Raw genomic sequence first — 26095 nt, 5'->3', positions numbered from 1 at the left:
CCAGAATAAAACAATAGTTCACATATGAAAACAGTAATTTTATTAGCAATACTATTTTTATATAGCAGTTGCGGTTATGAAGTACCAGGGAAAGACAAGCACCCTGAGATTCCTGAGTTTAACGGCTTTGACAAAAATCTTTTTATAGTAGATACACTACTTACTGAAGAAGATGTTATGAGCTCTGATAGGATTATCTACGACCCAACTGACGATTTTATATATTTAAACAAAGAATACGATTGGTTTTTACTTGATAAAAACTTTAAAATCAAACAAAAGATAAATGCTAAAGGTGTTTTTCAGGGAAATAAAACTTTTTATGATAAGAAAGAAGATGAAAAATATAAGGATATTATCTATAAATACACTTATCCTTGGGCAAAAGCTGAAAAAGTAAAGGAATTACAGTATTTAGGCCACGATAGTATTATTAAAAACTACTCTATTCCAAAAGATAAGAATGGAAAATATGATTTAGAAGCTATTAGAAAGATAGGCAGACAATATATTGACGAGCAATTAGGTGTAATACAAAAAATAATTCCTGTAGGTTTCTCGTCTATTGTGTGCATAGGAAGCAAAGGCGAATATTTTACGGAAGATTATAAATACAATACTTTTTATGAAATAGAATATACCCAAACACCAAGCTATAATTTAGTAGATAATAAAATCACCAATAATTTGTACTCATTTGATCAGGTAGTTTTGGGGAATCAGGGCGGAGGAAATCATTTTGCATTTTGGTTTTATCCTTACGGCTATAAATACTATACTTTTAAGATAGGCAATGACTCAATCCAATTTAAATGGAACACCAAAAGCTCACGGAAAATAATACAAATAAAAGACCTTTGGGGCGATAGGGTCTTGATTTATAAAGACAGTGATAGTGGCGGAGAATTATATAACATTCGGAAGAAATGAACATAGAAACCTTTAGAGATTTTTGCTTAACTTTACCTCACACTACTGAGGATATGCCTTTCGGGGAGGACTTTTTGGTCTTCCGTATAGCAAATCGTATCTTTGCACTGATAAACCTAAACCGCGTGCCTATGAGTGTTAGCCTCAAATGCGAACCTGAGCATGCGGTAGAGCTCCGCGAGCAGTACCCCGATAAGATTGTAGCAGGCTATCACCTGAATAAAAAACATTGGAATACCATCCTTTTAGAGAGTCTTCCCGAAGTCCTCATCAAAGAAATGGTACAGCACTCTTACGACCAAGTACTTGCAAAAGTACCAAAGAAGGAAAGAGAAGCGTTAGGGGTGTAAACTCCGTAATCTTTCTTAGGATTGGGAATATCCGTGATAATTTAGTAAAACAACAAAAATTAATTAGAAATGAAAAAGAAAAAACTTTGGATACTTTTTATCATTACCACTTCGCTATATGCCTACTTGATGTTAGTAACCATACCAGCCCTTAAAGTAATGGCTGGAGGAATGGATATTTTAGATGTGCCTCCGTTTTATGACACAGCTTACATTCAAGAGCTATTTAGGCGTTTAGGTGAAGAAGGTCGCCATTTCTATTTATACCGACAAATTCCTGTGGATATGATATATCCCGGTCTGTTTGCTATTACCTACTATCAACTGATACATTTCTTTTTAGAAAAACTCAACCAAAGAAAGCTCCTTTTCTTATCATACTTCCCAATAATAGGAGGTATTTCTGATTATTTAGAAAATTTTAGTACCATTACAATGCTCACACACTATCCTGAAAACTTATGGATAGAGACCTTAGCGCCCTATTTTTCTCTTATGAAATGTATCTTTGTGGTACTTTCTTTGGTATTATTTTTTGTATTAGGAATTACGACACTCGTTAAAAACAAGAAGACAATAACAAAATCACCCTCAGAATAGCCTCAATTTTGTTCATTATATCTGAATAAACCTAAAAGCCTATGTGGAATGCTCTTGTGAATTACAATATACTTGCCCCTCTATTAATAGCTGTTTTGGCTTGGGCGTTTATACTCATTTGGTTTTCCAAGAAAAACAAACAAGAAAGGAAGAAAAGGCAACAACTTTTAGCCCAGATAAAAGAACAATTCCCTATTCCCACATTCAAAGAGTTGTTACAAGCTTTAGAAGCCTTGAACTATAACCCTGCTCAGTGCTATTTTAAAACAAATACTTTTGAGCAAGGAAATGTAGCTGTGGATAACGCTTGTCTTCTGCAACGAGAAAACCAATGGGCGGTATGCCTTGCCGATACTCGTTGCTTCTGTGATGAACAGTCTTTTGATAGCGAACAAGAAGCCTGCGAAAACTTTGTATATAAATATTTTCTCCTTAGTAAAGAAGAAATTAATTGGTTAAAGCAATGAACATATCTAATTATACCACCAAGTTTAGCACTCTTACTTTCTCACAAAAAGTGGGAGACGACTATTTTTGGGAGGCTTCATATCAGTGGAAAAGTGATTTCTACAAAGAAACTTTACAGCTACCTTTTTCTGTGTTTAGCAAAAGTAAAACCATCACAGCAGATACTATTGCTTTTATTGAAAAAATCCTTGTCAGCGCAGATAAGTTGGTAGCCAAGGCACTTTCTTATTTTCAAAAACAACTGCTGATATGCTCAGATAGCTTTCATCTTTCAGAAGAAGAAAAACGATTGTTAAGTGTTCCCTTGCAAGAAGTTCCTTTTGAAAGTCCACAGTTCCTGTTCTATGACAACAAAGAGTGGATATTGCATTTTGCCGAAGGTAGTTTCAGCTTTTGCGAACCTTATGGTGTTTCTTTTCATTTTAAAGACAAAGAACCTATCCTAATAGAAAACTTAGAAGATGCTGAAGAAATCTAACTAATTAGCTAATTGACAAATTAATTATGTATTTATTTAAAAAAGAATGCAAGAACTTTTTCCTATCACCCAAACGGCTGTTTTACGTTTTGGTGTTTCCCTTGGTTATCTTTGGGTTCTTTGCAGCTATTTTCTACAAAGGCGTGCCTCGCGACCTGCCTATGGCGTATATCAATTACGACCAAAGTCAGCTGTCCGAGAACCTTTTGCGTATGCTTGATGCTACGCCAAACATCGACCTGAAAATCAAACTCACCGATGAACAAGAAGCCCAACAACTTATCCAGCAACAGCAGATAATGGGCTTTATCGTTATTCCTGCCGACTTTCAGCAGAAACTCTTCAAAGGTGAAAACCAATCGGTGATTTGCTATACTAATAGTCAGTTTATGCTGGGGGCAAGTCTTATCCAAAAGGATTTCCAAACTACCGTAGGGATGTTCTCAGCAGGCTTGGTGATGAAGAAGAAAATGCAAAAAGGGCAACAAACCGAGAAGGTACGTGCCGAAGCCCAACCCATAAGAGTAGATGACCACGCCTTGTACAATCCTTATTCTAACTATGCCTATTACCTACTCACAGCACTCTTGCCGATGATGCTCCAAATGATTGTGATGATGGTAACGGTGTATGTATTAGGAATAGAGTTCCGCTACCATCGAGGGAAACAGTGGCTCAAGCAAGCAGGTGGCAATCCGCTGAAAGCCCTTGTGGGAAAACTCTTGCCTTATACCTTAGTGCTCTTTTTTGTAGCGTGGTGGATGAATTACCTCCTCTTTGAGCTTATCGGGGCTCCTTTGCATATCCCAATGCTGAATGTGGTGCTTATTACTTTTGCCTTAGTAGTAATCTATCAGATTATAGGTATTGCACTCGTTTCTATATTGCCTAATTTTAGGTCGGCACTTACCATAGGCAGTGGTTTTACAGCGATTGCCTTCTCATTTGCCGCTTATACTTTTCCTATGGAAGGGCTCCCTAAGAGTATGCAGTATTTAGCGCAAATCTTTCCGTATGCTCATTTTATGAAATACTATGTAAATCGCGCCATTAAGGGCATTCCTGTAGAGATGACGTGGCAACCACTTTTGGCATTATTGCTCTTTGGACTGTTGCTTATAGTGGCTTATCCTATGTTTGTGAAAAAGATAAAATCAGGAGGTTATGAAACAGTTTAGAAGTTACATATATCAAAGTTCAGCCGATTTCACTCGTGCGATGCTTTGGGAAGCCAAATATATATTTCGCGACAAGGCGGTGTTCTTTTCGTTTGTAATTGTAGCGATTGCCGTGTCGTTTATCTATACTTATCTCTATTCCGAAGAGACCTTGCAAGAGCTTCCTATTGGAGTAGTAGATGAGGATAATACTGCCCAAAGCCGTCAGTTGTTACGTATGATTGATGCCACGAGTCAGACCGCTATTTACAGCAGTTACCTCAACCTCACCGAAGCTCAGAAAGCCTTTCAGCAGGAGAAAATACGCGGGATAGTAGCCATTCCCAACGGCTTTTCACGTGACCTACAACGCGGGGAACAACCCACTATATCGGTCTATGCCGATGCTTCCTATATGCTTTATTACAAGCAAATACTTACCGCCGCTAAAGTGTCGGCTACTTACCTGAATGCAGGGGTTGAGGTGAAACGCACTTCGGCACAAGGCAAACTCCCTACCCAAGCACGCGATGAGGCAATGCCCGTGAGTGCCCAAGTAGTGAGCTTATACAATCCCTCTTTAGGTTATGCTACTTTCCTTATTCCCATAGTGCTTGTGATTATCTTTCAAACTACCATACTCACTGCCGTAGGTATGTTAGGAGGAACGATGCGAGAGGGTAATAAACTTAAAAAAATATATCCTAACTCCGATAGTTTTTGGGGAGCTTTGCCTATTGTGATGGGGAAAGCTACTACTTATTTAGCCTTTTCAATGGTGATATTACTCATTATTTTAGGAATTATAATGCCACTGTTTGGCATTCCTGTACGTAGTACGATGCTAAGTACTATGGTTTTTATGATACCTTTTATCCTGTCGATTGTATTTATGGGACTTTGCTTGCTGAACTTTTTACATCGACGTGAAGACGCCATTATGCTCATTATGTATACCTCTTTGCCTGCGGTGATGCTTACTGGCTTTTCGTGGCCTACCGTAGCGATGCCTGAATGGCTGAGTGTTTTTTCGTATATTGTACCTACTACTTTAGGGAGCAAGGGTTTTATATCTATTACCCAGATGGGAGCTCATATCACTACCATTATGCCATATTGGCTGGGAATGTGGGCACTGTGTTTGGTATATTTAGTATTAGCCACCCTTACCCTAAGGAGAGTGTTAAACAAGTAATAAAAAAAGAACGGCTTAATTAAGTCGTTCTTTTTTTATTACTTCCTGTTTGTCTTTCGTATGTTTGTAGTCTATCACTCCCATCACACAAGCAACAATAAAAGAGGAGATAGCTGTATGTGTGAAATCTTGGTATTATTTCCTTATTCACACACCTAGCTACGCCTGCAGTCAGGCTTTTCCTTTTACCTTTAAAAACACTTTATTCATCACCTCTCCGGTTTGCAGGTTTAAAAACTCTTGATTGGTGGTGGGGCTATCTAAGCCACCGAGTTTAGGTAACCATTTGCCGGTTTTGATGTAGTCTAAACACCCTAACAACTCAGGGTATTTGCGCTGTACTTGCTTGAGGTTAAGCCCTGTATAGAGTGCCGTTTTCAGCCGTTTGCACTTCACTTGGAAGATAAGCGAGAGCAGGGTCTCTACCTGCCACTCGCCTCCCATAAACAGCACACAGCTTATCATATCTTCATACTTGCTAAGCAGTTGTTCCAAACCTTCATTAGTAAGCGCACAGCCTTTGCTACCGTCCCAAATATATTCGGAATGGCAACCCTCACACGCCAACGGACACCCTGTGATGGTAAAACACAGGGATATCTCGTTGGGTACTTCTTGGAGGACTATATCGTAACTGCTATACCGTAGCGTTCCCATAGTAACGTATTTTAGCTTCTTTTTGTCGGTCTTTAGAGAAATTAGTGATGCGTTTGAGATAGCCTATCACCCGTGTCGCGTGGTCGATATTTTCAGAACCACAATGGGTGCAATGGTCGTGCGTGTGTTTATCAATATAACCACAATCGTTGCACACGGTTACGCATATATTAAAGCAGAAGTAGTTACAACCCGTTTTAGCGGCTACATTTAGCAACTTATAAAAACCTTCGGCAGTGGTGTATTCTTCGAGATTGCAGTGGTAAGCCGAACCGCCGTCTAAGTACTGTATATAGTCGTTTCCGTGCAAATAGAACTTATCGATAAGGTTTTGAGAGTTGTCCTCAACGATATAGAAATAAGAATTGTAGCAATCGCGAGGTACTTGCAAGCCATCGGCTTTGTCCCAAGCAGCATTCTTTACACCTAAGTTCTCGGCAGGTACAAACTCGGTATTGAACATAAAGCCGTATTTAGCTTTAGCTTCCTTGTTCTTGTCGTAAATTAGTTTGAGGTTCTTGTTGATGAACGCTTTATAGTCAGGGTTGTCGGAAATGCGAATGCCTAAATACTCGGCAGCTTCCACCATTCCGTTAATACCAACGGTGAGGAATTGCTTATCAAGTGAGATAAAGCCTGCATCGTACACTGGTAACATACCCGCATCTTTGTACTCTTGCACAATAGCACGGTAAGCTACTTGGTATTTATGGATATTATCTAAGGTGCGTTCCAACGACAAGTGTTTTTGGTATAGGCGATTCATATTAATAGTTATCACATTAATACTACCGGTAGAAACCCCTCCTGCCCCAAGTGAATAACTAAAAGTGTTATCGGAAATTTCATTGCGTAAGCGACAGCAACTTGCTAATGAATCGGCGTTGTCCGATTGATAGATGAAGAAGGCATTGCCCTCGCTGAGCTCTTTGGCACAGAAGCGTGCAAAATGCTCGTCGTACACGTGTTTGTCCTTAGTGAGCATTGCTGCGGTTACCACAGGGAAGGTGAGTATCGCTTTGGTGCGCTCGATGTTGAACCAATGCATAAAGAACTGTTGGAGCTTGTCTAAAGATTCATAAGTAGGCTTGCTACCATCGGGGTAAACGAATGTACCGAACATAGAGTCGAAATACGGACGGTCATACAGCGATATATTCCAGAATACCGACTGATAGCCACGTGCTGCCGCTGGCTGATTGATAGCGTATACTACGTGTTGCAGTTCGTTTTCTATCACCTCACGATGGGTGTTGAGGTAATCGTTGCCATAGTCTTTACGAGCAAAATGGTCGAAGTACATTAGGAATTCTACCGTTGCTACCGCTCCTGCAAACTGAGAGGAAACGGAAAAGAGGAAGTTCACGAACGACCCGCAATAGCTAGCCAAGTGTTGCGGAGCTTTGCTTTCACCGCCGAGTTTTACAAGTCCGTCCAAGAGCAAAGGATACATCGAAACGCTCACACAATAAGGTTTGAGGCTCGTTTCGTCGTGCACGTAGATTTCGTGTTCCTCAATCTGACGGATATACTCATCGGCTAATTCTTTGCCAAAGAGCTGTTCGATTTTGTGAGACACGAGCGAACGGTTCACTTGGATATTGATATCTTTATTGAGTTCTGCCTCCATTGTAGCGATGTTTTTATGTGCCACATTGGCATTGGCATCGAAGAGAGACCCAGTAGCGGCATTGTGAGATTGTAGGTAATTTTCGATGAAATTACGCTTTGTTTGAAGCTGTTCAGCTGTAAGCTTAGTGAATTTAGACATAATTTTTTATTTTTATTATTATTTCAGATACAAATTTATTTTCTCGAGAGTTAAGCCTCCAAATTGTAATGATAACGATTACTAATTTTCCTATTTTATTAACAATTTTCAAGTATGTAATGCAAAGGAATGTTTATATAATACAAACACAGCCTAATGACTTTATTTTTTATCTCTTTCCTTTTTCTTAGAGAGAAAGAAAGCACGGAGAGACTTATATAAATCACTCATTTATAATGCATTGAATGGTATTGCTTTTATAAGTTCCCTAAAAAGGGGAAGTGTTTTTTTCTTAGTTGCTGGGGCAAAGGTACGGAATAAAGTAATAAGTTTTCAACAAAAACAAAATAGTTATCAACACAGTTATTAACAAATTCGGTGAACATTTTGATAGTTATAAAGTTAGGACAAAATTATCTTTATAAGTTATAAATGCTCTAAAATTTTCTGCCGTTAAACCTCACTTTTTTATCTTTCTAATTCTAAAAATAAAAGTTTTCAGTACCTAAACACTTTTTGAAATATACTTTTAATTAGAAAATGGGGTAAAAGCTAATAATGCCAGAAATACCAGAAATGCCAATAATACCACCAAGGGGAATGGGCGAGGCGGACTTTTCAGACGAGTCCGACAGTTTAGAGGATAGGTTGGAGGATTCGGAAGGAAACGGAAAAGAACGGAAGGACGTGTTGAGGTAAAAGGTAAAAAATGAGCTGTAAGATGGGTGTGGTTAGCTTATAGAGAGCTTATAGGAAGCTTATACGAATCTTGGACGATTGGTATAGAAAGGGTATATAAGTAGTTGATTCATAAAGTAATACAACACCGCTAAAAATGTTAAAAACGGGGTTTCGAGGCGAAAGAAAAGAGAAGAAAAATTAGTAAATAAGTCAATAAAAAAGCGCGATGTTTATTATCTTAAACATCGCGCTTTTCTTATCACTTTGTCAAAATCTAGGGATATTGGCAAAGTGTGTGACAGCTTGTTGTATTACGACCGACCAACTACTATTTTTGTCGCTACTTCATCGAAAGCTATTTCTTCACCCTCTGGCAGGCTATCTACAAAAGTAATGCTGTCGGTAAGAGTTTCATTCTTGATGTAAGCCTCGTTCGCGGTTACTGCCTCTTGTAGGGCTGGGTGCGTTTGGAGGCGTATTTGTATGCGGTCGGTGATGTCGTAATCATTGTCCTTACGGATATTCTGAATGCGGTTCACCAACTCACGAGCAATACCTTCTTGGCGCAGTTCGGGGGTGATGTGAATATCTAAAGCTACCAATAAGCTACCAGCAGTAGCTACCAACCAGCCTTCTATATCTTGGGTGCTAATTTCTACATCGTCCAAGCTCAAAGTAACCGTTTTGTCGGGCAGTTGCAAGCTGTACGTTTGTGCTTTTTCAAACTGTGCTATTTCCTGCTGACCAAATTCTTGTACCGCTGTGGCAATGGCTTTCATATCTTTGCCAAACTTAGGTCCTAAGGTCTTGAAGTTCGGTTTGATTTGTTTCACCAATATACCCGATGCATCTTCCAAAAGCTCTATTTCTTTCACATTCACCTCGTGCTTGATGAGGTTTGCTACCGCTTCTATTTCAGCACGCTCGGTGGCGTTGGCTATCGGTATCATTATCTTTTGCAATGGCTGACGCACCTTGATGCTTTCTTTCTTGCGCAATGATAGTACTAAAGACGAGATAGTCTGCGCTTTCTGCATCTTGCTTTCTAATGATTTATTGATGTAGCTTTCATTAGCCACAGGGAAATCAGTAAGGTGTACACTCTCTTTGTTTTCTTTACCGGTAACGCTCACCAAGTCTTTGTACAATCTATCAGCATAGAAAGGTGCTACAGGTGCCATCAGTTTAGCAATGGTTACTAAGCAAGTGTAAAGCGTTTGGTAAGCAGCTATCTTATCGGTTTCGTACTCTCCTTTCCAGAAACGACGACGTGATAAGCGCACATACCAGTTACTAAGGTTTTCTTGTACAAAATCGGAGATAGCACGGGTAGCACGGGTAGGCTCATAATCAGCGTAGAGCGCATCTACTTCTTTGATAAGGGTGTTGAGTTCCGAAAGTATCCAGCGATCTATTTCAGGGCGTTCAGCTAATGGTATATCCGCTTCGGAGTATGTAAAGCTGTCGGTATTGGCATAGAGCGCAAAGAATGAATAAGTGTTGTAAAGTGTACCGAAGAATTTGCGGCGCACCTCAGCTACCCCTTCCAAATCGAATTTGAGGTTGTCCCAAGGGTTCGCGTTGGAAATCATATACCAGCGAGTGGCATCGGCACCGTACTCGGCTATGGTTGTGAATGGGTCTACCGCATTGCCCAAGCGTTTCGACATCTTTTGTCCGTTCTTGTCAAGCACCAAACCGTTAGACACTACGTTTTTGTACGCCACGCTATTGAATACCGAAGTAGCAATGGCGTGAAGTGTATAGAACCAACCGCGTGTTTGGTCTACCCCTTCGGCTATAAAGTCAGCAGGGTAAGCGGTATGATTTTCTATATAGTCCTTGTTTTCAAAAGGATAGTGCCATTGTGCATACGGCATAGACCCAGAGTCGAACCATACGTCAATAAGGTCGGTTTCGCGGTGCATTGGCTTGCCTGATGGCGATACGAGCACTATGTTATCTACTATATTTTTGTGTAAATCTACCTTGTCGTAATTGCTTTCGGAGTTGTCGCCCACTACAAAATCTTTATAAGGGTCGGTTGTCATTACGCCCGCTGCAATAGCTTTTTGTATTTCGGCTTTTAGTTCTTCTACCGAACCGATGCAGATTTCCTCTTGCTTATCGGCTGTACGCCAAATAGGTAACGGGATACCCCAATAGCGCGAACGCGAAAGGTTCCAGTCGTTAGCATTTTTGAGCCAGTTGCCAAAACGCCCTTCACCGGTAGCTTTAGGTTTCCAGTTGATGGTTTCATTGAGGTCGAACATACGTTCTTTGAAATCGGTTACGCGTACGAACCACGAGTCGAGCGGGTAGTACAACACCGGTTTATCAGTACGCCAGCAGTGCGGATAGCTGTGTACGTATTTTTCTACTTTGAAGGCTTTGTTTTCTTCTTTGAGGAGAATTGCCAAGCTCACATCCCACGATTTTTCAGGCGCTTGCCCTGCATCGTAATACTCATTTTTGATGTATTTACCCGCAAAAGCCTCAGGAATATTGTGTCCTGTGATGAATTTTCCTTGCAAATCTACGAGCGGAATCAAATTGCCGTGCGCGTCTTTCACAAGCATTGGTGGCACGCCGTATTCTTTGGCTACACGGGCGTCATCCGCACCAAAAGTAGGCGCGATATGTACGATACCTGTACCATCATCGGTGGTAACAAAATCGCCTGCAATCACGCGGAAAGCCTCAGTAGAGTTTTCGGCAGGAGTGCACCAAGGAATGAGTTGCTCATAAGTAGTACCCACAAGGTCAGCACCCTTGCACTCGCCTAATATTTGGTAAGGGATAGTTTTGCTTTCGGGTGTGTAAGCCGCCAGAGCAGCTGCATCGCCCTCTACGAATTTCTTGCCGAATTGTTTTGCCAAAAGCGGTTTGCCGATGATGATAGTAATCGGCTCAAAAGTATATTGATTGAATGTTTTTACGAGTACATAGTCAATCTCTTTGCCCACGGCAAGCGCGGTATTGGAAGGCAATGTCCAAGGGGTAGTTGTCCAAGCGAGGATATGGATAGGAGCTGTAGCGTTACTCAAGGCTTTACTTGCCGCTGCTGCTAATGTTTTTACTTTAAACTGCGCCACAACCGTAGTATCGCTCACATCGCGATAGCAACCAGGTTGGTTGAGTTCGTGCGATGATAAACCTGTACCTGCCTTAGGCGAATAAGGCTGAATAGTGTAGCCTTTGTATAGCAACTGTTTGTTGTACAGCTGTTTCAAAAGCCACCACACGCTTTCCATATACTTAGGCTTATAGGTGATATAAGGGTCTTCCATATCCACCCAATAGCCTATTTTCTCAGTAAGGTCGTTCCAGATGTCGGTATAGCGCATCACGGCTTCCTTACAAGCCTTGTTATAGTCCTCTACGCTTATTTTTTTGCCTATATCTTCTTTGGTAATGCCGAGTTCTTTCTCTACCCCGAGTTCTACGGGCAAGCCGTGGGTATCCCAACCTGCTTTGCGTTTTACTTGAAATCCTTTCTGAGTTTTATAGCGGCAGAAAATATCCTTAATAGAGCGCGCCATCACGTGGTGAATACCAGGCACTCCATTGGCAGATGGCGGTCCTTCAAAAAACACGAACGGAATAGCACCCTCACGTGAGGCGATACTCTGCTCAAAGATGTTAGCGGCTTTCCAGAAAGCCAATATTTCTTCTGCTATCTTAGTAAGATCTAAGTGTTTGTACTCGTTGAATTTCATATAAAACAATAATTAATGATGAATGGTGAATGGTTAATGTTGGTGCAAAAGTAGAAAAAAAGTTTCAAAGTACCAAGTTGCTGTTCTAATCAAGATAATCGGGTGCTTTATAGCAACTCTTCACTTCCATTAGCATCGTCCAAACATCTACGCCTCCTATTTTGGTTTGGTGGATTTGCTCAAAACCGTGTTTTTGGTAGAAAGATACATTGGTTTCGGTATTAGTAACCAAGCTGAGTTGGCTACCTCCTTCACGCGCTACCAAAGGCAAAACGGCTTCCTCTAAAAATCTACCTCCTACGTGTTTACCTTGCCACGCGGGACTCACTACAAAACTCTCTAAATACCACTTGTTTTCAGAAGTTTGTTTTTTGGCGTGCTCGCTACTCTTGTCTAAGAAAGGCAAAAAACATTGAGTAGGTTTGGCATAATGCCAAAGGGCAAAAGCTCCTGAGCGCAGGTAGTCCCAAAGGGTAATACGGGTGTGGTGCAGTGATTGCATCACGGCAACAGCTATAATTTCGCTGTTTTCTTCGGCTATCAGGCAATACCCCTTACGGATATTGCTCATCACTTGCACATAATGCAATTTGTTCAGATAGTCTATATACTTGCTATCGGTAGTAAAAAAAGAGTTGAGCACTGCACGATACATATTGTAGTTAGCAAAAGCATCGGTGAGCACAGTGGCTACTTTGCGAGCGTCGGCGGGAGAGGCAAGACGGTAGTTCATAAGTAGACGATTTGTAGATGAAAGTACAAAGATATAATATTTTTGTTAATACACCAATTGTTCTCAGCTCTACCTCTACTATAAAAAACTTTGCCAAAGGCTCTTGTCCTTTGGCAAAGCATATAAAAATAACAGCATCTAATTTCTATGTTCTATTTCCTAACTTCTACTGAAATCTTTCCTTTTAGCGTTCTACTTTTTGCCTCAATAGTAATCTCTCCTGCTTTTTCACCTGCTTGTACCATCATCACTAATTTCCCGTTGAAGAGGTGCATTTTAGGCAAGTGAAATGGGTCGGTGCAAGTAGCATCGCCATTGGCTGCCGCTTTATAAAAGCCTGCTCCTTTCACACTGAACTGTACAAGGTCATTCACTGTTGGGCATAGATTGCCGTCCTTATCTACCGCTTCTACGGTGATAAAAGCGAGGTCTTTACTATTAGGGGTGAGCTCTGTTTTATGCTCAGTGGTAAGGCGCAATGCATAAGGCTTGCCAGCAGTACGGATTTCTTTTTCGGCTACTGCCTTACCATTGGCATCATAAGCTACTACTTTCACAGTACCAGGTTCGTACTTAGTATCCATCCACATTAGGCGGTAACGTTTCTGACGGTTGAGGTCTGACGGATTGCCGTCTTTTTCTTCCTTTTCTAATTTTACCGAAAGGTCTTTACTGCGTTTTCCTTGACTTTTGCCATTGATAAACAATTCGGCTGAGGGATAATTAGTATAAACGAAGATAGGAGTTGTTTGCCCCTCGCGCCCTTCCCAATTCCAATGAGGGAGGATATGCAAGGTTTCGGCTTCCTTATTCCAATGCGAGCGGTAGAGATAGAAACGGTCTTTGGGTAGTCCTGCCAAATCTACTGCCCCAAAATAGGAACTGTGGGAAGGCCATTCTACATAGTAAGGAGTAGGTTCGCCCAGATAGTCGAAGCCTGTCCAGATGAACTCTCCTATGGTATAAGGCAAGTCCTCTTGATGTATCCAGTCGTCTTCGGGCAAGTTCGACCAACCGCAGTGTTCTACGTCATAAGACGACGATTGCATATCGGGGTATTTAGCCATTGATTTGCGCTCTACGGGGAATTTATACACCCCACGCGAACTCACTGTTGAGGCGGTTTCACTACCCAAAATAAGCTGTTGTGGCAACTTGCGGTAAGCCTCTTTGTACTTAAACGGACGGTAATTAAAACCCATTAACTGCATCGTTGCTGCCATATTGTTTTTAAGTACATCGTGGGGTCTATCCATACCATTGCTCACGGGGCGGGTAGTATCGTATTTTTTGATGATATCTTGCAAATAGCGCGCTACTTGCGAGCCACTTTCTACACTCTGTTCTTCCACCTCATTCCCGATGAACCACATCAGCACGCTAGGGTTGTTGCGGTAGTGTTTTACAAGGTTCGTAAGGTCTTTTTCTACCCATTCTTTGAAGTACAAGTGATAACCGTTTTCTACTTTTGGGATAGCCCATTCGTCGAAACTCTCTACGGCGAGTAGCATACCCATTTCATCGGCAGCGCGCACATATTCAGGTGCGGGCATATTGTGCGAAGTGCGGATAGCATTCACTCCCATATCCTGCATAATGCGTATTTGTCGACGTATAGCACTCTCATTTACTGCCCCGCCCAGCGGACCTAAATCGTGGTGCATACACACCCCTTGTATTTTGATTTTGCGCCCGTTGAGGTACAGACCATCGTTAGGCTTGAGTTCGATAGAGCGAACCCCAAAAGTAGTGGTTACCTCATCTTTTACAGTATCACCTTCATAGAGCTTGGTAACAGCTTTATAGAGGTACGGCTTGCCGATGTCCCACAAACGGGGATTATCAATATACAGCTTTGCTGAAATCTTATCGGTAGTGTAAGGAGTCGCTTTGGTATTAGCATATGCTACTCTTTCACCTCGTTCGTCGAAAATAATAGTCTCTGCTGTGATGGCAGTCTTTTTATCAGCTACAAACTCAGTATTTACTACTACTTTGGCGAAGGTGTTTGTTATTTCGGGGGTGGTAATCTGCACACCCCAAATAGGGATATGCGTCTTGTTTTTAGTGATAATATGCACATTGCGGTACAAGCCTGCCCCTGGATACCAACGCGACATCTGGGTAAGGTTGTTGAGTCGCACTGCCAAAGTGTTGTTATTGGCTTTTACGTAAGGAGTGATATCCAAGAAGAAAGTGTTGTAGCCGTTGTGCCACTCACCCGCTTTTTGTCCGTTTACAAACACTTCGGGGTTACTCATCGCCCCGTCAAACTGTACAAACACTTGCTTATCTGACGTAAGTTCAGGCACATTGAACTGCGTGCGGTACCAACCCACGCCTACAAAAGGCAAGCCTCCTGTGCGCCCTGTGTGTTCAATAGCCGCTTTTTGTCCGTCCTGCTTGATAGCCGTGCGCTGGATATCGTTTTCCATATCAAAAGGACCATAGATAGCCCAATCGTGAGGCACGGTAACGCGTTGCCATTTCGCATCGTTGTAGTTAGTTTGCGAGAACACTGGTTTGTCCTCACGGGTAAATTTCCACCCTTTTTCGAGGGTCTGCTGTTGTTGCGCCCAGCTTGTAGCAACAACGCCTAACAAAAGTAAAAGGTTGATTTTGTTCATTCTTATAAATCAGTAGTTTTTTAATCGGAGTTCTGGAAGCTTCTTATAGCTTTGGTTTATCTTTTCACTCCTCGCTTATTTTAGTTCACTTCAATTTTTGAAATGGTTACAGAGTTTGCTTTCATTTGTTTCCCGTTGAGGAGGGAAAATGAAAATTCAAGGTAATGATTATTTCCAATCCAACGACTTCCAAATTCTGCACCTTGTCCTTGAATGCCATTGCTCCAAGGCTGCAAAACCTGTCCATCGCTAGTTCTCGCTTGCATATAAACTTTTCCTGTTGGTTTTGAGTTGGCGTCAGACTTTGTCAATAACAAGTTTACATACAGCACTGTGTTACCTCCATTTCCTCCCCATCGCTCTTGAGCTATTTTAGCATTAATTCCATTTTGGGTAACTTCTCTAGTGCCTTCTGGGAACTCTTTACCACTCCCTTTATCATCGTCTTTTCCACAAGAAACTAAGGTAACTGCTGAGCATAGTAGTAATAATGCAAATGTTACGTTAATTAGTTTTTTCATTTTATAATGTTTTTAATCATTAATTCTGCAAATATAAGGATTTATTTTGGTATTGGTAAGTTTATCTTTTACCTTTTACTTTCCGAAGTTTCTTAAAAAACGTTTCTTCCCGCTCGGCTATGGTGTACAACTGCTGTGAGAGGGCGTTATACACATCAGCTTGGGTGCTGCGGTTCTTGTATACGCGGGCTATGGCTACCGCAAAATCGCGCCACGCATCGCCTATATCGGTAATTTCTTTTGAGAGTTCTAATAAGGCATCGTTTTTCAGGAGTTTGCCTGCTTCTTGCAAGAAAGCACCGTAGATAAACCTAAAACCTGCTCCTCCAGTACCTATCTCTTCCTGCATACGTATCAGCTGAGCAAGGTAATGATTAGTAGTCTTCGCACCTTTCTTGCGGTGCCATTTCAGTATATCCTTGCTGAGTTTTTTAATCCCTGCTACACCCACTATCGGCACAGGAGCGAGCATCGTACTGCACGTCTGCTTGATACCCTTCCAAATCGCCTTTTCCAACTGAAACTCTTTGGGCAAATGGGTAGGGTAGTAGAGGTGTCCTTTGGGTGCCAATACCCCATTGGCAAAACGCACTTTGCTGAGTTCCTCAGGTGTAAGCGTTGTAGTATAAGGAATCACAGGGTCGCTAATAAGGTACTTGCCGTCTTCTTTGCCATAAACCACTAAGTTATGTGCGTTGAAATGAAAGCGGTACTCATCGGGGAAATAAGGCAAGTTGAACACCCCCACTTGCAAGCCCGTAGGGATACCCTTGGCAAGATTGTCATCGAGGGCTTGTTGCGCCTTTTCAGCAGAAGAGAATTTTTGGCGTTTCACCTTAAATCCTAAGCGTTTGGCTACTTTGCTAAAAATGTGTCCAGGCATTGTCCGGTAACTAATAGCAGGGGCTTCGTTCACTCTTATCCAAGGAAAGTAGAAGAACAACAGTCCCGACCCAATCCCAAAGACCATAGGTTCACTTAGTTCCACTCCATTGAAGTGCAACAAATTAGATGCTACTCCATTTTCACAGTGCGCCGACTGTTTATGTTCAAAATCTATTGTCATATTGAGTAATAAAGCGCAAAGGTAGCGTATAATTAGCAAATGAGCAAATTTCACAATTTGCGAAAGCACACAAATGTAAGAAAATTATCAGTGTGAATCAAGGTTTTGAGAAATAATTGTCTCTGATTTACAACCTCATAGTCGTTTTCCCGTCCCCACATTCCCCCTCTTTGAGGTAGCCAGCAACAGCTGGGTATGTACCCCGCGAGAGCGGAGTATGTGATAGAGGGGAGGTTTCTTTTGATTTTCCGTCACTACACCTCCCCATTTTCTCATTTCCAAATTTGCTAATCCTCTAATTATCCATTCTCCTTTCCGTCCCTACATTCTCCCTCTCCTTGGGAGAAGTCTCCGAATAGGAGAGTATGTGATCGGGGTGAGGATTCTTTTTCTTTCGCCTCGAAACCCTGATTTTAACATTTTTAACCTTGTTGTATTGCAGTATAAATCAACTACTTATATACCCTTTCTATACCAATCGTCCATCATTCGTTCATCATTCCTATATCCTTTCTATATCCTAACCCCAACCATCTCACACCCTTTTTTCACCAAAACTTCTCTCAGCTCTCTTCCGAACTTTTTCGTTTCCTTCCGAATCCTCCAATCACTCCTCTAACCTGTCTGACCCGTCTGAAAACTCCGACCCGTCCATTCTCTTTGGTGGTATTATTGGTATTTCTGGCATTATTGGCATTTACCTCATTTCCCTACCTAATGCCTCGCATCTTCTTTTTGCTAATAAAAAATTATTTTGTACCTTTGCCCTTATATTTACATTTAATTAAAACAATATCAATATGAAAAACATATTTATTATTTTATGCGTGATGAGCATTAGCATAGCCTGCTCTCAGCAAGAAAAGGAAGACCCTTCAACAAAAGAAAATAACGATTATTTAAAAAAAAGGAGGGTGGAAATTAGTTTGGGAAGACGATTTCAACCGCGACAATATCTTTGCTACCGGTATATGGTCAAAAATAGGGGCTTGCCCAAAATCAGATGCCGATTGGTGCAAAACAATGAGTCAAGACCCTAGTTTGTTCGAGATAAAGAATGGTAATCTTATTCTTTTAGGCAAGCCCAGTACAGACCCCGCCAAAGACAAGTCTAAATATATCACTGGGGGTGTTTCTACCAAGGACAAAAAATACTTCGAGAAAGGACGCTTAGAAATCCGTTGTAAGCTCGAAGCCACTCAAGGAGCCTGGCCTGCTATCTGGATGACACCCGATGCTACTTGGCCTACGGGTGGTGAGATAGACATCGTCGAGCGACTCAATTACGAGCCTTTTGTACACCATACGATACACTCCACTTACACCAAAGCAGGTAATAAAACTCCTAAAAGCACCGCTACAGCTCCTATCAACCCCGATGATTATAATATCTATGCCGTAGAGCTCGACACCGATCAATTGCGCTTTTATGTAAACGGCAAACAAACTTTTAGTTATGCACGTGTGCCCGGGAAAGAAAGTGAAGGGCAATTCCCTTTTGCTCGCCCCTATATGTTGCGCATCGATATGCAATTAGGCGGTAGCTGGGTAGGCGAAGTAAAACCTTTTACCAAACCGGTAAGAATGTACGTAGATTGGGTGCGTTTTTATCAGAAATAATAATCCCAAATAAAAAAAATAACATTTTTATTTTGGTAGTTCTGAAAATAATAGTAATTTTACGCCCCAATTTAAATAAGTACTATAATTTTTATGGAAGAAGGAAACATCAGAGTGCGCTATTCCGATAAGGAATTAGAAGAATTTAAAGCGCTTATAGAAGAAAAAATCAAAAAGGCACAAACCGATTTAGAGCTTATCAAGAGTTCATATATGAACAGTGCCACTAATGGTACCGACGATACATCTCCCACTTTCAAAGCCTTTGAAGAAGGCTCTAAGGTAACCAGCAAAGAGGAAAATACCGCATTGGCTATTCGTCAAGAAAAGTTCATACGCGACCTCAAGAATGCACTTATCCGTATCGAAAACAAAACCTATGGCATCTGTCGTGTAACAGGTAAACTCATCGATAAACGTCGCCTTATGGCAGTACCTCACGCTACTCTTAGCATCGAGGCTAAAAATATGCAATAGCCATACCCCAAAAATGACGCTCACCGAGTACTTACACCAAGAAACTCAAATCAACACCGAGACACTTGCTTTTATCAATAGCCTATTTGAGCAACAAGAGTACAAAAAATACCACTTGTTGCTCAAAGAAGGCTCACATTCCAAGCAGTTGTTTTATGTTGAAAAGGGACTCTTGCGCCTGTTTTATAACAAAGAAGATAAAGACATTACCCACACCTTCCTTTTGGAACAAAAGTTTTATTTTCCCGTAGAAAATATCTATTTCTCCCAGCCTTCACTCTTCTCTTTAGAAACGCTGGAAGACAGTGTAGTATGGGTAGCTTCTTTCCCCGAAGTAGAACGCGTAATAAACGAACATCAAGAACTCGAACGCCTGATGCGATTTCTATTGGTGTCAGCCATCAAATCGCTTACTGAACGCCTACATACTATAAAATTCCAAACTGCCCAAGAGCGGTATGACCTCCTCTTGCACACTTATCCTCAAATACTTCTGCGTGCCCCCTTAGGGCACATAGCTTCTCTATTAGGTATTACTCAACAAACCCTCAGCGTTATTCGTGGAGCAACTCGCACAGGTGATAAAGGGGTAAAATAATTTGCTATTTCAAAAAATAGTTGTATATTGCGCCCATCAAACAGTGTAATAATACCCTATTTGTCTATGCAAACAAAAGAAAAATATCAATTAGAAGTTACCGTAAACGCCTCTCCGCAATTGCTCTATCAATACATCTCTACCCCAGCAGGTCTCGCTTCGTGGTACGCCGACGATGTGCGCGCTAATGAAGAAATCTACACTTTTGTATGGAATGGAGTAGAAGAAGCAGCTCAGATATTGCGCAAAAAGTTGGACGACCATATTCGTTTCCATTGGGAAGACGATAACGACGCTTCTACTTATTTCGAAATTAAAATCAATGTGAATGATATGACTCAAGAAGTCTCCCTTATCATTACTGATTTTGCCCTCCCTAATGAAATAGAAGAAGCTAAACAGCTTTGGGAACTCCAAATAAACGACCTTAAAGCTAAAATAGGAGCAAGCTAAATATGAAACTCAATTATAACGGTAACCTCATTACCGATAGCGATACTGTTTTAACTATTAAAAACCGTGCTTTCCTCTACGGTGATGGTGTGTTCGATACTTGCAAATACAGCTACCAAAAACTAATCTTTTGGGAAGAACACTACCTGCGCCTAATGGCAAGTATGCGTATCTTGCGTATGGATATCCCTATGGTATTCTCTATGGAGTACCTCGAAGAGGAAATCCTTACACTTATTAAAGCCAATAGCCTTGAAAATAATCCGGTACGAGTGCGTATTACTGTTTTCCGTAAAGATGGGGGTAAGTATACACCTATTACCAATGAAGTAGATTATATCATAGAAACCGAAGTAATGAACAATCCTTTCTATGTACTCAACGAAGAACCCTACGAGGTAGAACTCTTTAAAGACTTTTTTGTACAATCCGACCTCTTGGCAAATGTAAAGCATATTAATCGCACGGTGAACGTGTTAGGCAGTATTTTTGCCGAAGAAAACGACTATCAGAATTGCATCTTGCTGAACAGCAACAAGAGTATTGCAGGAATGCTGAACGGCAACCTCTTTGTAGTGCAAGGCAATACCTTAAAAACGCCCCCACTAACCGATGGAGCACTGAATGGTATTACCCGCAAGATGCTTATTAAAACCCTTAATAAAACCGAAGATTACGAGGTGATAGAGACCTCTATTTCACCTTTTGAACTTCAAAAAGCCGACGAGCTGTTCTTTACCAATAGTCTTGTAGGGATTCAGCCCATCAGTCAGTATCGCAAAAAAGCATATCCTTGTACTACTGCCAAAAGCCTTATCGGTAAACTGAATACTAGTGCCCGATTTGGAGTGGTATAAGCGGGAGCCACACGGGCAATTAAAAAGAGGTGAATAAATTATGAATGTTGAGATTAAAAAACTTAAAGAGAAAAAAATATTGGTTGCCATTAGTGGCGGTATCGATAGCGTAGTGCTCGCACATTTACTGTACACTCACGGTATAGAACTGCTTTTAGCACACTGCAACTTTCAATTGCGCGGAACAGAAAGTGACGACGATGAGGCTTTTGTACGCACTTTTGCTGCGGAGCTTGGTGTTCCTTTACAAGTAAAGCGTTTTGATACACATCAATATGCGAGTTCTCATCAGTTGAATACTCAGTTGGCAGCTCGCGAATTGCGCTATCAGTGGTTCGATGAGTTGGCAAGCACCCATTTCTGCGATGCTATCGCTACGGCTCATCACGCTAATGATAACCTCGAAACCTTCTTTATTAACCTTTCCAGAGGTAGTGGTTTAGAGGGGCTTTTAGGCATTCCAGAAAAAAAAGATACTATCATACGTCCGTTATTACAATTTTCTCGTCAGCAGATATACGAATATGCGCAAGCAAAACGCCTTAAATGGCGTGAAGACAGCAGTAATGAAACAAATAAATACGTGCGCAATGTAATTCGCCACGATATAATACCAAAATTAGCATTAGTACACCCTAATTACTTAGAGAATTTTAATCAAACGCAGGAATACTTACACCAATCAGCGCGATTTATAGACTTTTATATAGGAAAACTCAAAGAAACTTGTTTTGAAGGACATAATCCTATACAAATAGACATAGAAAAACTACAAGTTGTCCCTGAATTGGACTTTGTTTTACATAAACTCTTCTACCCTTACGGATTTGGCAATGTAAAAGACCTCAAAAACCTATTGCTGAATGCCGAAGCGGGTAAACAAGTACTTTCGCCTACCCATATCCTCATAAAAGACAACACTTGTCTTTGGTTAAAGCCAAATGAAGCAAAACGCAGTTTAAGTTTGCTGATTTCGGAAGATATGGCTGAGGTATACGACCCCGTTCATCTTAGTTTTGAATTTATAGAGGGCAAGGTGAAAGTGAAAAATCCAATCCCTACTGAAATATATGTAGATGCCGACAAATTGCAGTACCCACTTATGTTGCGCTATAAGAAAGAAGGCGATGTGTTTTATCCTTTTGGAATGAACAGCGAGAAGAAGCTCAGCAAGTTCTTTACCGATGAGAAATACACCCAAATAGAGCGCGAAGAGCAAGTGCTTTTATGCAGTGGTGAGGATATTGTGTGGGTGGTAGGCAAACGCTTAGACGACCGTTTTAAAATTACCAAAGATACCAAAAGAGCGGTAAAAATTAGCAAATTAGAGAATTAGGTGCGAGCCGCACAGGCAGTCGTAGCACGACGGGCTATTAACTTTGGCAAAGTGTGTACCCCTAAAAGTGACACATCTGAGCTATCGGAAGAAAACGGAGAGGTTTGGAAGGACTTGTTGAGGTAAAAGGTAAAATGGGTGGGGTTTTCTTAAAGAAAATATAAAGGTATGACAGCTATAATACTCTATTTAACCTCTTGTGAAATAATTTTATTTCGTTTGTTTTGCTATTTCATTTTTTTGTTGTACCTTTGGCACATATTTCAAAGAAATCAACCTCATAGTATTATGTTAAGGAAATTATATCTCTATGTGCTATTGTTCGTATCGGTTTCGGCGTTTTCGCAAGTGAAAGTGGAAGGAACAGTGATAGATGAACTAAGCAACAAGCCTTTGCAAGGGGTAAAAGTGCGTGTGAGCACTTCTCCGCGCGAAGCAGTTACCAATAGTAAAGGTAAGTATACACTTCAATTGCCAGAAGGGGAACACTTGCTACTCTTCTCTCTTAGTGGTTATAGCAGTGCTGAGCAACTCGTTTCATTAGGAGACACTCATCCTTACACCGTGCCTACGGTTTCCCTCTCGGGTGACTATCAGCAGGAAGCTGAGCAATTGGCAGTGATTACTGAAAGCGAACTAGAAGACGACGAAAGTGGTGCTGATGCGATGTCTGGACTTTTACAAAGTTCACAAGACGTGTTTATGCGTAGGGCGGCTTTCGATTTCAGTTCGGTGTTTTTCAAACCTCGTGGTTATGACTCCAAAGACGTAACGGTGCTCATTAACGGTATCCCTATGAACCGACTTGAAAACGGTCGTGCCCAATGGGCGAATTGGGGAGGGCTTAACGACATCACTCGCAACCAAGAAATGAGCAACGGATTGGTAAAATCCGACTATACTTTTGGAGGATTGATGGGCTCTAACTACATCAATATACGTCCGTCGCTTAACCGTGCAGGACTTCGCGTAACGACTTCAGCCAGCAACCGCAGTTATACCGGTAGGCTTATGGCTACTTACAACTCGGGAGTACAGCGCAACGGATTGGCGTATATGGTTTCGGCTTCACGCAGGTTTGCGCCTCAGGGTAGTTGGGTAGACGGTACGCTCTACAACGCTTATGCTTTTGCAGCAGGAATAGAATATCAGCTTAATAACTATAGTAGCTTTAACCTGATAGGAATGTTTTCACCGGTGAAGCGCGGTAAGACCTCGCCACTGACTCGTGAGGTACTCGATTTGATGGGCTACCAATACAATCCTTATTGGGGTAAACAAAATGGCGACAAGCGCAATTCGCGTAACCGTATCGTTTCAGAGCCTATCTTCGTTTTCTCTTATAACTATTTGAAAAACGACACGCGCCTGAATGTGGACTTGGGTTATCAGTTTGGTGAAATAGGCAATACGCGTATTAGTTATTCGAATGCTCAAAATCCTGAGCCTAATTACTATAAACTTCTGCCAAGCTATTACCTAAACCAAAACCCTTCTGACCCAACGATGGCAGCCTTACAGAAAGACTATTTCTTAACGCATTCGCAACTGGACTGGGAAGAGCTTTATCGGGCGAACTACAACACTACCGATAAGCGCAGTGCTTTTATTGTGAGCAATGATATCAATCGCGAACGCACGTTCTCAGCCAATGTGAACTTTTCTACGCCTATTCACGAAAACATCAAATGGACATCGGGTGTAGTGTACCGCAATGTTTCTTCGGATAACTTTGCTGAAATAGACGATTTGCTTGGCGGTGATTACTTTATGAACTACGATTACTTTGAAGGGAAGCCTTACAATGCCGATGAAACAGATATGAAGAAAAAGCAAGGCGACAAGTGGAATTACTTTTATGCGCTTAAAAGCAATGTGGCTGAAGCTTTCTCGCAGTTTGAATTTACGTTTAAAAACGTCGAGTTATTTGTAGCAGGACGTTACCATTATACTGATATCCAACGCGAAGGTAAGTTCAACTATCCTCTCTATGCTGATTCTTACGGAAAGGGTGCTATGCAAGTGCAAAACGGAATGAGTACCAAAGCTGGACTTACCTACGCACTTACCGGTCGCCATTTGTTACAAGCGAACGTGGGGTATTTTAATACTCCACAATCAGTGCGCAATATCTATGCAAATGTCCGCAATTCTAATCGTTTGTTGCCTAATATCAAGAACGAATTGGCTTACACTGCCGATGCGAGTTATATTTTGCGTATGCCTTACCTAAAAGGACGCCTTACAGGGTTCTTTACCGAGATAGAGAATACTGCGGAAACAAATTTCTTCTATACTGAAACGGCTCTTACTGATGAAATAGACAGAGACTTTGTGGCTCAAACGGTAGAAGGCATCAAGAAGCGCCATTTTGGGTTGGAGTTTGGAGCGGAAGCACAACTTATACCTACTCTTAAACTTACGGCAGTAGCTTCGGTAGGACAATATACTTACATCAATAATCCGTCGCTTTACATTTCATCAGGAGAGGTGAACAAGGCTATTGATGAGGTAACGATGAAGAATTACCACGTGCCCAGCGGTCCGCAACAAGCCTATTCATTAGGTTTGGAATATCGCCACCCTAAGTATTGGTGGGTAGGAGCAACGGCTAATTTCTTGGCACAAAACTACGTATCGTTATCGGCTTTGAACCGCACTTCGCAGTTCTTTATAGACCCGACCACGAAAGCGCCTTTTACTAATATTGATACTGACTTAGCTCGGAAGCTTCTCAAACAAGAACGTTTGGACGATGTATTCTTGGTAAATCTTGTGGGTGGTAAGTCGTGGAGACTCAACAAAACCTATGTAAGCCTAATGGTGAGTGTGAATAACTTGTTTGACACTCAATTCCTTTCAGGAGGTTTTGAACAATCGCGTACTGCCAATTATGGCAAGATGGTACAGGATAACGCACAAGGCGTACCTTCGTTTGGCAATCGTTACTTTGTGGGTTACGGACGTACTTATATGGTGAACTTAGCGGTGAGCCTTTGAAAAGGTAAAAGATAAAAGGTAAAGTTTTAAAAGTAGCCTTGCCTACTTAGTGGGCAATTGTAGAGTAAGAACAAAACAAAACGTTGTTCATTTGAACATTAATAAATATAATGAATAAAAAATCTATTTTCAGAAGAGGAGCTTTAGCGTTCCTTGTAGTAACTACTGTATTAGTAAGTTGCTCTAAAGACAATAATTCAAACCCTGACCCCAACAATCCTAAAGGGACACCCTATATGATTTTTACCACTGATAAAAAGGTGGGGAGCGAAATAACGCTGACAATAAACGCCAAAGAAGCGGATAAAAAAGATGTGTGGGTAGACTTAAACAACAATGGTATGTACGACAGCGGTACTGATGTTCGCCTGAGTGCTACTACGGCAAAGTATAAACTTCGAGGTAATACAGTGAGAGTTTATGGTAAGGTAACCAAATTCTATTGTAATGAAAATGAAGTGACCTCGTTAGATGTAACTCGCAATGCCGTATTGGAAAGATTGGATATGAGCCATAATAAAATAAAAGAAGTGAACTTGCGCAATAACACTGAGCTTGTTTATTTGAAAGTATCGGCTTTGCCTCTTGAAGGCTTAGATCTTACCGCTAATAAAAAGCTCACCGAATTACGCTTTAACCTTACATTTTCGGGCGAAAAACTCAAGAAAGTTGTGAGCACTATGCACGAAAACGGAGGGGGCACTGTTTATATGAACCCTAAAATTATCGACAGTCCGGAAGAGAAGCAAACAAAGCAAACTTTGGAAAAAAAGAAATGGACTATAGGGTATTGCCAATAAG

At 41.2% G+C, this 26095-nt stretch carries 21 protein-coding genes and 1 pseudogene; 15 read left to right on the top strand and 7 right to left on the bottom strand.

Annotation, left to right across the window (positions count from 1 at the left end; translation table 11 throughout):
- The first annotated feature begins 24 nt into the window (after positions 1-24).
- From HW279_RS02875 to HW279_RS02845, 7 genes are all read left to right on the top strand, one after another.
- A complete protein-coding gene (locus HW279_RS02875; RefSeq protein WP_178957891.1) occupies positions 25-930 on the top strand; it encodes a hypothetical protein in 906 nt (301 codons plus the stop codon).
- Complete coding sequence (locus tag HW279_RS02870) at positions 927-1280, top strand: MmcQ/YjbR family DNA-binding protein (protein WP_178957890.1); 354 nt, start codon at positions 927-929, stop codon at positions 1278-1280. Before HW279_RS02875 ends, HW279_RS02870 begins: the two co-directional genes overlap by 4 nt.
- A gap of 69 nt (positions 1281-1349) precedes the next feature.
- On the top strand, positions 1350-1880 hold the full coding sequence (locus HW279_RS02865) for a hypothetical protein (protein ID WP_178957889.1): 531 nt from the start codon (positions 1350-1352) through the stop codon (positions 1878-1880).
- 41 nt (positions 1881-1921) lie between these two features.
- Positions 1922-2347 (top strand): hypothetical protein, encoded by a 426-nt coding sequence (locus HW279_RS02860; protein ID WP_178957888.1) that lies wholly within the window; start codon positions 1922-1924, stop codon positions 2345-2347.
- Positions 2344-2826 carry a hypothetical protein gene (locus HW279_RS02855; protein ID WP_178957887.1) on the top strand — a complete coding sequence of 161 codons (483 nt, stop codon included), beginning with the start codon at positions 2344-2346 and terminating at the stop codon, positions 2824-2826. The genes HW279_RS02860 and HW279_RS02855 overlap by 4 nt, the downstream gene beginning before the upstream one ends.
- Before the next feature lie 26 nt (positions 2827-2852).
- On the top strand, positions 2853-4004 hold the full coding sequence (locus HW279_RS02850; RefSeq protein ID WP_178957886.1) for an ABC transporter permease: 1152 nt from the start codon (positions 2853-2855) through the stop codon (positions 4002-4004).
- Positions 3991-5178, top strand: coding sequence for an ABC transporter permease (locus HW279_RS02845; protein WP_178957885.1), 1188 nt, complete (start codon positions 3991-3993; stop codon positions 5176-5178). The genes HW279_RS02850 and HW279_RS02845 overlap by 14 nt, the downstream gene beginning before the upstream one ends.
- Positions 5179-5349: 171 nt before the next feature.
- Here HW279_RS02845 and nrdG read toward each other — a convergent pair whose 3' ends face one another.
- The 7 genes from nrdG to HW279_RS02810 form a co-directional block, all read right to left on the bottom strand.
- Positions 5350-5835 carry an anaerobic ribonucleoside-triphosphate reductase activating protein gene (nrdG, locus tag HW279_RS02840; RefSeq protein WP_002674056.1) on the bottom strand — a complete coding sequence of 162 codons (486 nt, stop codon included), beginning with the start codon at positions 5833-5835 and terminating at the stop codon, positions 5350-5352.
- Positions 5816-7606, bottom strand: a complete 1791-nt coding sequence (nrdD, locus tag HW279_RS02835) for an anaerobic ribonucleoside-triphosphate reductase (protein WP_178957884.1) — start codon at positions 7604-7606, stop codon at positions 5816-5818. The genes nrdG and nrdD overlap by 20 nt, the downstream gene beginning before the upstream one ends.
- A gap of 992 nt (positions 7607-8598) precedes the next feature.
- Positions 8599-12006, bottom strand: a complete 3408-nt coding sequence (gene ileS / locus HW279_RS02830) for an isoleucine--tRNA ligase (RefSeq protein ID WP_178957883.1) — start codon at positions 12004-12006, stop codon at positions 8599-8601.
- 85 nt (positions 12007-12091) lie between these two features.
- Positions 12092-12739, bottom strand: a complete 648-nt coding sequence (locus tag HW279_RS02825; RefSeq protein WP_178957882.1) for a GNAT family N-acetyltransferase — start codon at positions 12737-12739, stop codon at positions 12092-12094.
- Positions 12740-12891: 152 nt separating this feature from the next.
- Positions 12892-15366 (bottom strand): DUF4982 domain-containing protein, encoded by a 2475-nt coding sequence (locus HW279_RS02820; RefSeq protein WP_178957881.1) that lies wholly within the window; start codon positions 15364-15366, stop codon positions 12892-12894.
- An 80-nt stretch (positions 15367-15446) separates the two neighbouring features.
- On the bottom strand, positions 15447-15887 hold the full coding sequence (locus HW279_RS02815) for a hypothetical protein (RefSeq protein WP_016478115.1): 441 nt from the start codon (positions 15885-15887) through the stop codon (positions 15447-15449).
- A 61-nt stretch (positions 15888-15948) separates the two neighbouring features.
- Positions 15949-16953: a BtrH N-terminal domain-containing protein gene (locus HW279_RS02810; protein WP_178957880.1), complete on the bottom strand. Its 1005-nt coding sequence runs from the start codon at positions 16951-16953 to the stop codon at positions 15949-15951.
- A gap of 800 nt (positions 16954-17753) precedes the next feature.
- On the opposite strand from HW279_RS02810, the pseudogene HW279_RS02805 reads away from it, so the two are divergent.
- The 8 genes and pseudogenes from HW279_RS02805 (at position 17754) to HW279_RS02770 (ending at position 26094) form a co-directional block, all read left to right on the top strand.
- Positions 17754-18573 (top strand): annotated as a pseudogene (locus tag HW279_RS02805) (glycoside hydrolase family 16 protein).
- 93 nt (positions 18574-18666) lie between these two features.
- Positions 18667-19050 carry a TraR/DksA family transcriptional regulator gene (locus HW279_RS02800; protein WP_002673934.1) on the top strand — a complete coding sequence of 128 codons (384 nt, stop codon included), beginning with the start codon at positions 18667-18669 and terminating at the stop codon, positions 19048-19050.
- A 13-nt stretch (positions 19051-19063) separates the two neighbouring features.
- Positions 19064-19648 (top strand): Crp/Fnr family transcriptional regulator, encoded by a 585-nt coding sequence (locus tag HW279_RS02795; protein WP_128091224.1) that lies wholly within the window; start codon positions 19064-19066, stop codon positions 19646-19648.
- 66 nt (positions 19649-19714) lie between these two features.
- Positions 19715-20101: an START-like domain-containing protein gene (locus tag HW279_RS02790; protein WP_002673936.1), complete on the top strand. Its 387-nt coding sequence runs from the start codon at positions 19715-19717 to the stop codon at positions 20099-20101.
- A gap of 2 nt (positions 20102-20103) precedes the next feature.
- Positions 20104-20958 carry an aminotransferase class IV gene (locus HW279_RS02785; RefSeq protein WP_178957879.1) on the top strand — a complete coding sequence of 285 codons (855 nt, stop codon included), beginning with the start codon at positions 20104-20106 and terminating at the stop codon, positions 20956-20958.
- Positions 20959-20998: 40 nt separating this feature from the next.
- The gene (gene tilS / locus HW279_RS02780) at positions 20999-22294 is read left to right on the top strand and encodes a tRNA lysidine(34) synthetase TilS (protein WP_178957878.1); all 1296 of its coding nucleotides are present in this window, start codon (positions 20999-21001) and stop codon (positions 22292-22294) included.
- A gap of 288 nt (positions 22295-22582) precedes the next feature.
- Positions 22583-25294, top strand: coding sequence for a TonB-dependent receptor (locus tag HW279_RS02775; RefSeq protein WP_178957877.1), 2712 nt, complete (start codon positions 22583-22585; stop codon positions 25292-25294).
- Between the two features lie 110 nt (positions 25295-25404).
- Positions 25405-26094 (top strand): hypothetical protein, encoded by a 690-nt coding sequence (locus HW279_RS02770; protein ID WP_178957876.1) that lies wholly within the window; start codon positions 25405-25407, stop codon positions 26092-26094.
- Position 26095: the final 1 nt, after the last annotated feature.

It is taken from the genome of Capnocytophaga sp. oral taxon 903, from assembly GCF_013394785.1.
In the GTDB taxonomy this organism is placed as follows: Bacteria; Bacteroidota; Bacteroidia; order Flavobacteriales; family Flavobacteriaceae; genus Capnocytophaga; species Capnocytophaga ochracea.
Note: the sequence above shows the minus strand (reverse complement) of the source record. Positions and strands in the feature narration are given on the sequence as shown.

Excerpts from the sequence above, each read along its gene's own strand:
- HW279_RS02820 (WP_178957881.1), bottom strand. The coding sequence starts at position 15,366 with ATGAACAAAATCAACCTTTTACTTTTGTTAGGCGTTGTTGCTACAAGC.
- HW279_RS02770 (WP_178957876.1), top strand. The coding sequence starts at position 25,405 with ATGAATAAAAAATCTATTTTCAGAAGAGGAGCTTTAGCGTTCCTTGTA.
- ileS (WP_178957883.1), bottom strand. The coding sequence starts at position 12,006 with ATGAAATTCAACGAGTACAAACACTTAGATCTTACTAAGATAGCAGAA.
- HW279_RS02875 (WP_178957891.1), top strand. The coding sequence starts at position 25 with ATGAAAACAGTAATTTTATTAGCAATACTATTTTTATATAGCAGTTGC.
- HW279_RS02800 (WP_002673934.1), top strand. The coding sequence starts at position 18,667 with ATGGAAGAAGGAAACATCAGAGTGCGCTATTCCGATAAGGAATTAGAA.
- tilS (WP_178957878.1), top strand. The coding sequence starts at position 20,999 with ATGAATGTTGAGATTAAAAAACTTAAAGAGAAAAAAATATTGGTTGCC.
- HW279_RS02865 (WP_178957889.1), top strand. The coding sequence starts at position 1,350 with ATGAAAAAGAAAAAACTTTGGATACTTTTTATCATTACCACTTCGCTA.
- HW279_RS02850 (WP_178957886.1), top strand. The coding sequence starts at position 2,853 with ATGTATTTATTTAAAAAAGAATGCAAGAACTTTTTCCTATCACCCAAA.
- nrdD (WP_178957884.1), bottom strand. The coding sequence starts at position 7,606 with ATGTCTAAATTCACTAAGCTTACAGCTGAACAGCTTCAAACAAAGCGT.
- HW279_RS02795 (WP_128091224.1), top strand. The coding sequence starts at position 19,064 with ATGACGCTCACCGAGTACTTACACCAAGAAACTCAAATCAACACCGAG.
- HW279_RS02825 (WP_178957882.1), bottom strand. The coding sequence starts at position 12,739 with ATGAACTACCGTCTTGCCTCTCCCGCCGACGCTCGCAAAGTAGCCACT.
- HW279_RS02815 (WP_016478115.1), bottom strand. The coding sequence starts at position 15,887 with ATGAAAAAACTAATTAACGTAACATTTGCATTATTACTACTATGCTCA.
- HW279_RS02855 (WP_178957887.1), top strand. The coding sequence starts at position 2,344 with ATGAACATATCTAATTATACCACCAAGTTTAGCACTCTTACTTTCTCA.
- HW279_RS02870 (WP_178957890.1), top strand. The coding sequence starts at position 927 with ATGAACATAGAAACCTTTAGAGATTTTTGCTTAACTTTACCTCACACT.
- HW279_RS02810 (WP_178957880.1), bottom strand. The coding sequence starts at position 16,953 with ATGACAATAGATTTTGAACATAAACAGTCGGCGCACTGTGAAAATGGA.
- HW279_RS02775 (WP_178957877.1), top strand. The coding sequence starts at position 22,583 with ATGTTAAGGAAATTATATCTCTATGTGCTATTGTTCGTATCGGTTTCG.
- HW279_RS02845 (WP_178957885.1), top strand. The coding sequence starts at position 3,991 with ATGAAACAGTTTAGAAGTTACATATATCAAAGTTCAGCCGATTTCACT.
- HW279_RS02785 (WP_178957879.1), top strand. The coding sequence starts at position 20,104 with ATGAAACTCAATTATAACGGTAACCTCATTACCGATAGCGATACTGTT.
- HW279_RS02790 (WP_002673936.1), top strand. The coding sequence starts at position 19,715 with ATGCAAACAAAAGAAAAATATCAATTAGAAGTTACCGTAAACGCCTCT.
- HW279_RS02860 (WP_178957888.1), top strand. The coding sequence starts at position 1,922 with ATGTGGAATGCTCTTGTGAATTACAATATACTTGCCCCTCTATTAATA.
- nrdG (WP_002674056.1), bottom strand. The coding sequence starts at position 5,835 with ATGGGAACGCTACGGTATAGCAGTTACGATATAGTCCTCCAAGAAGTA.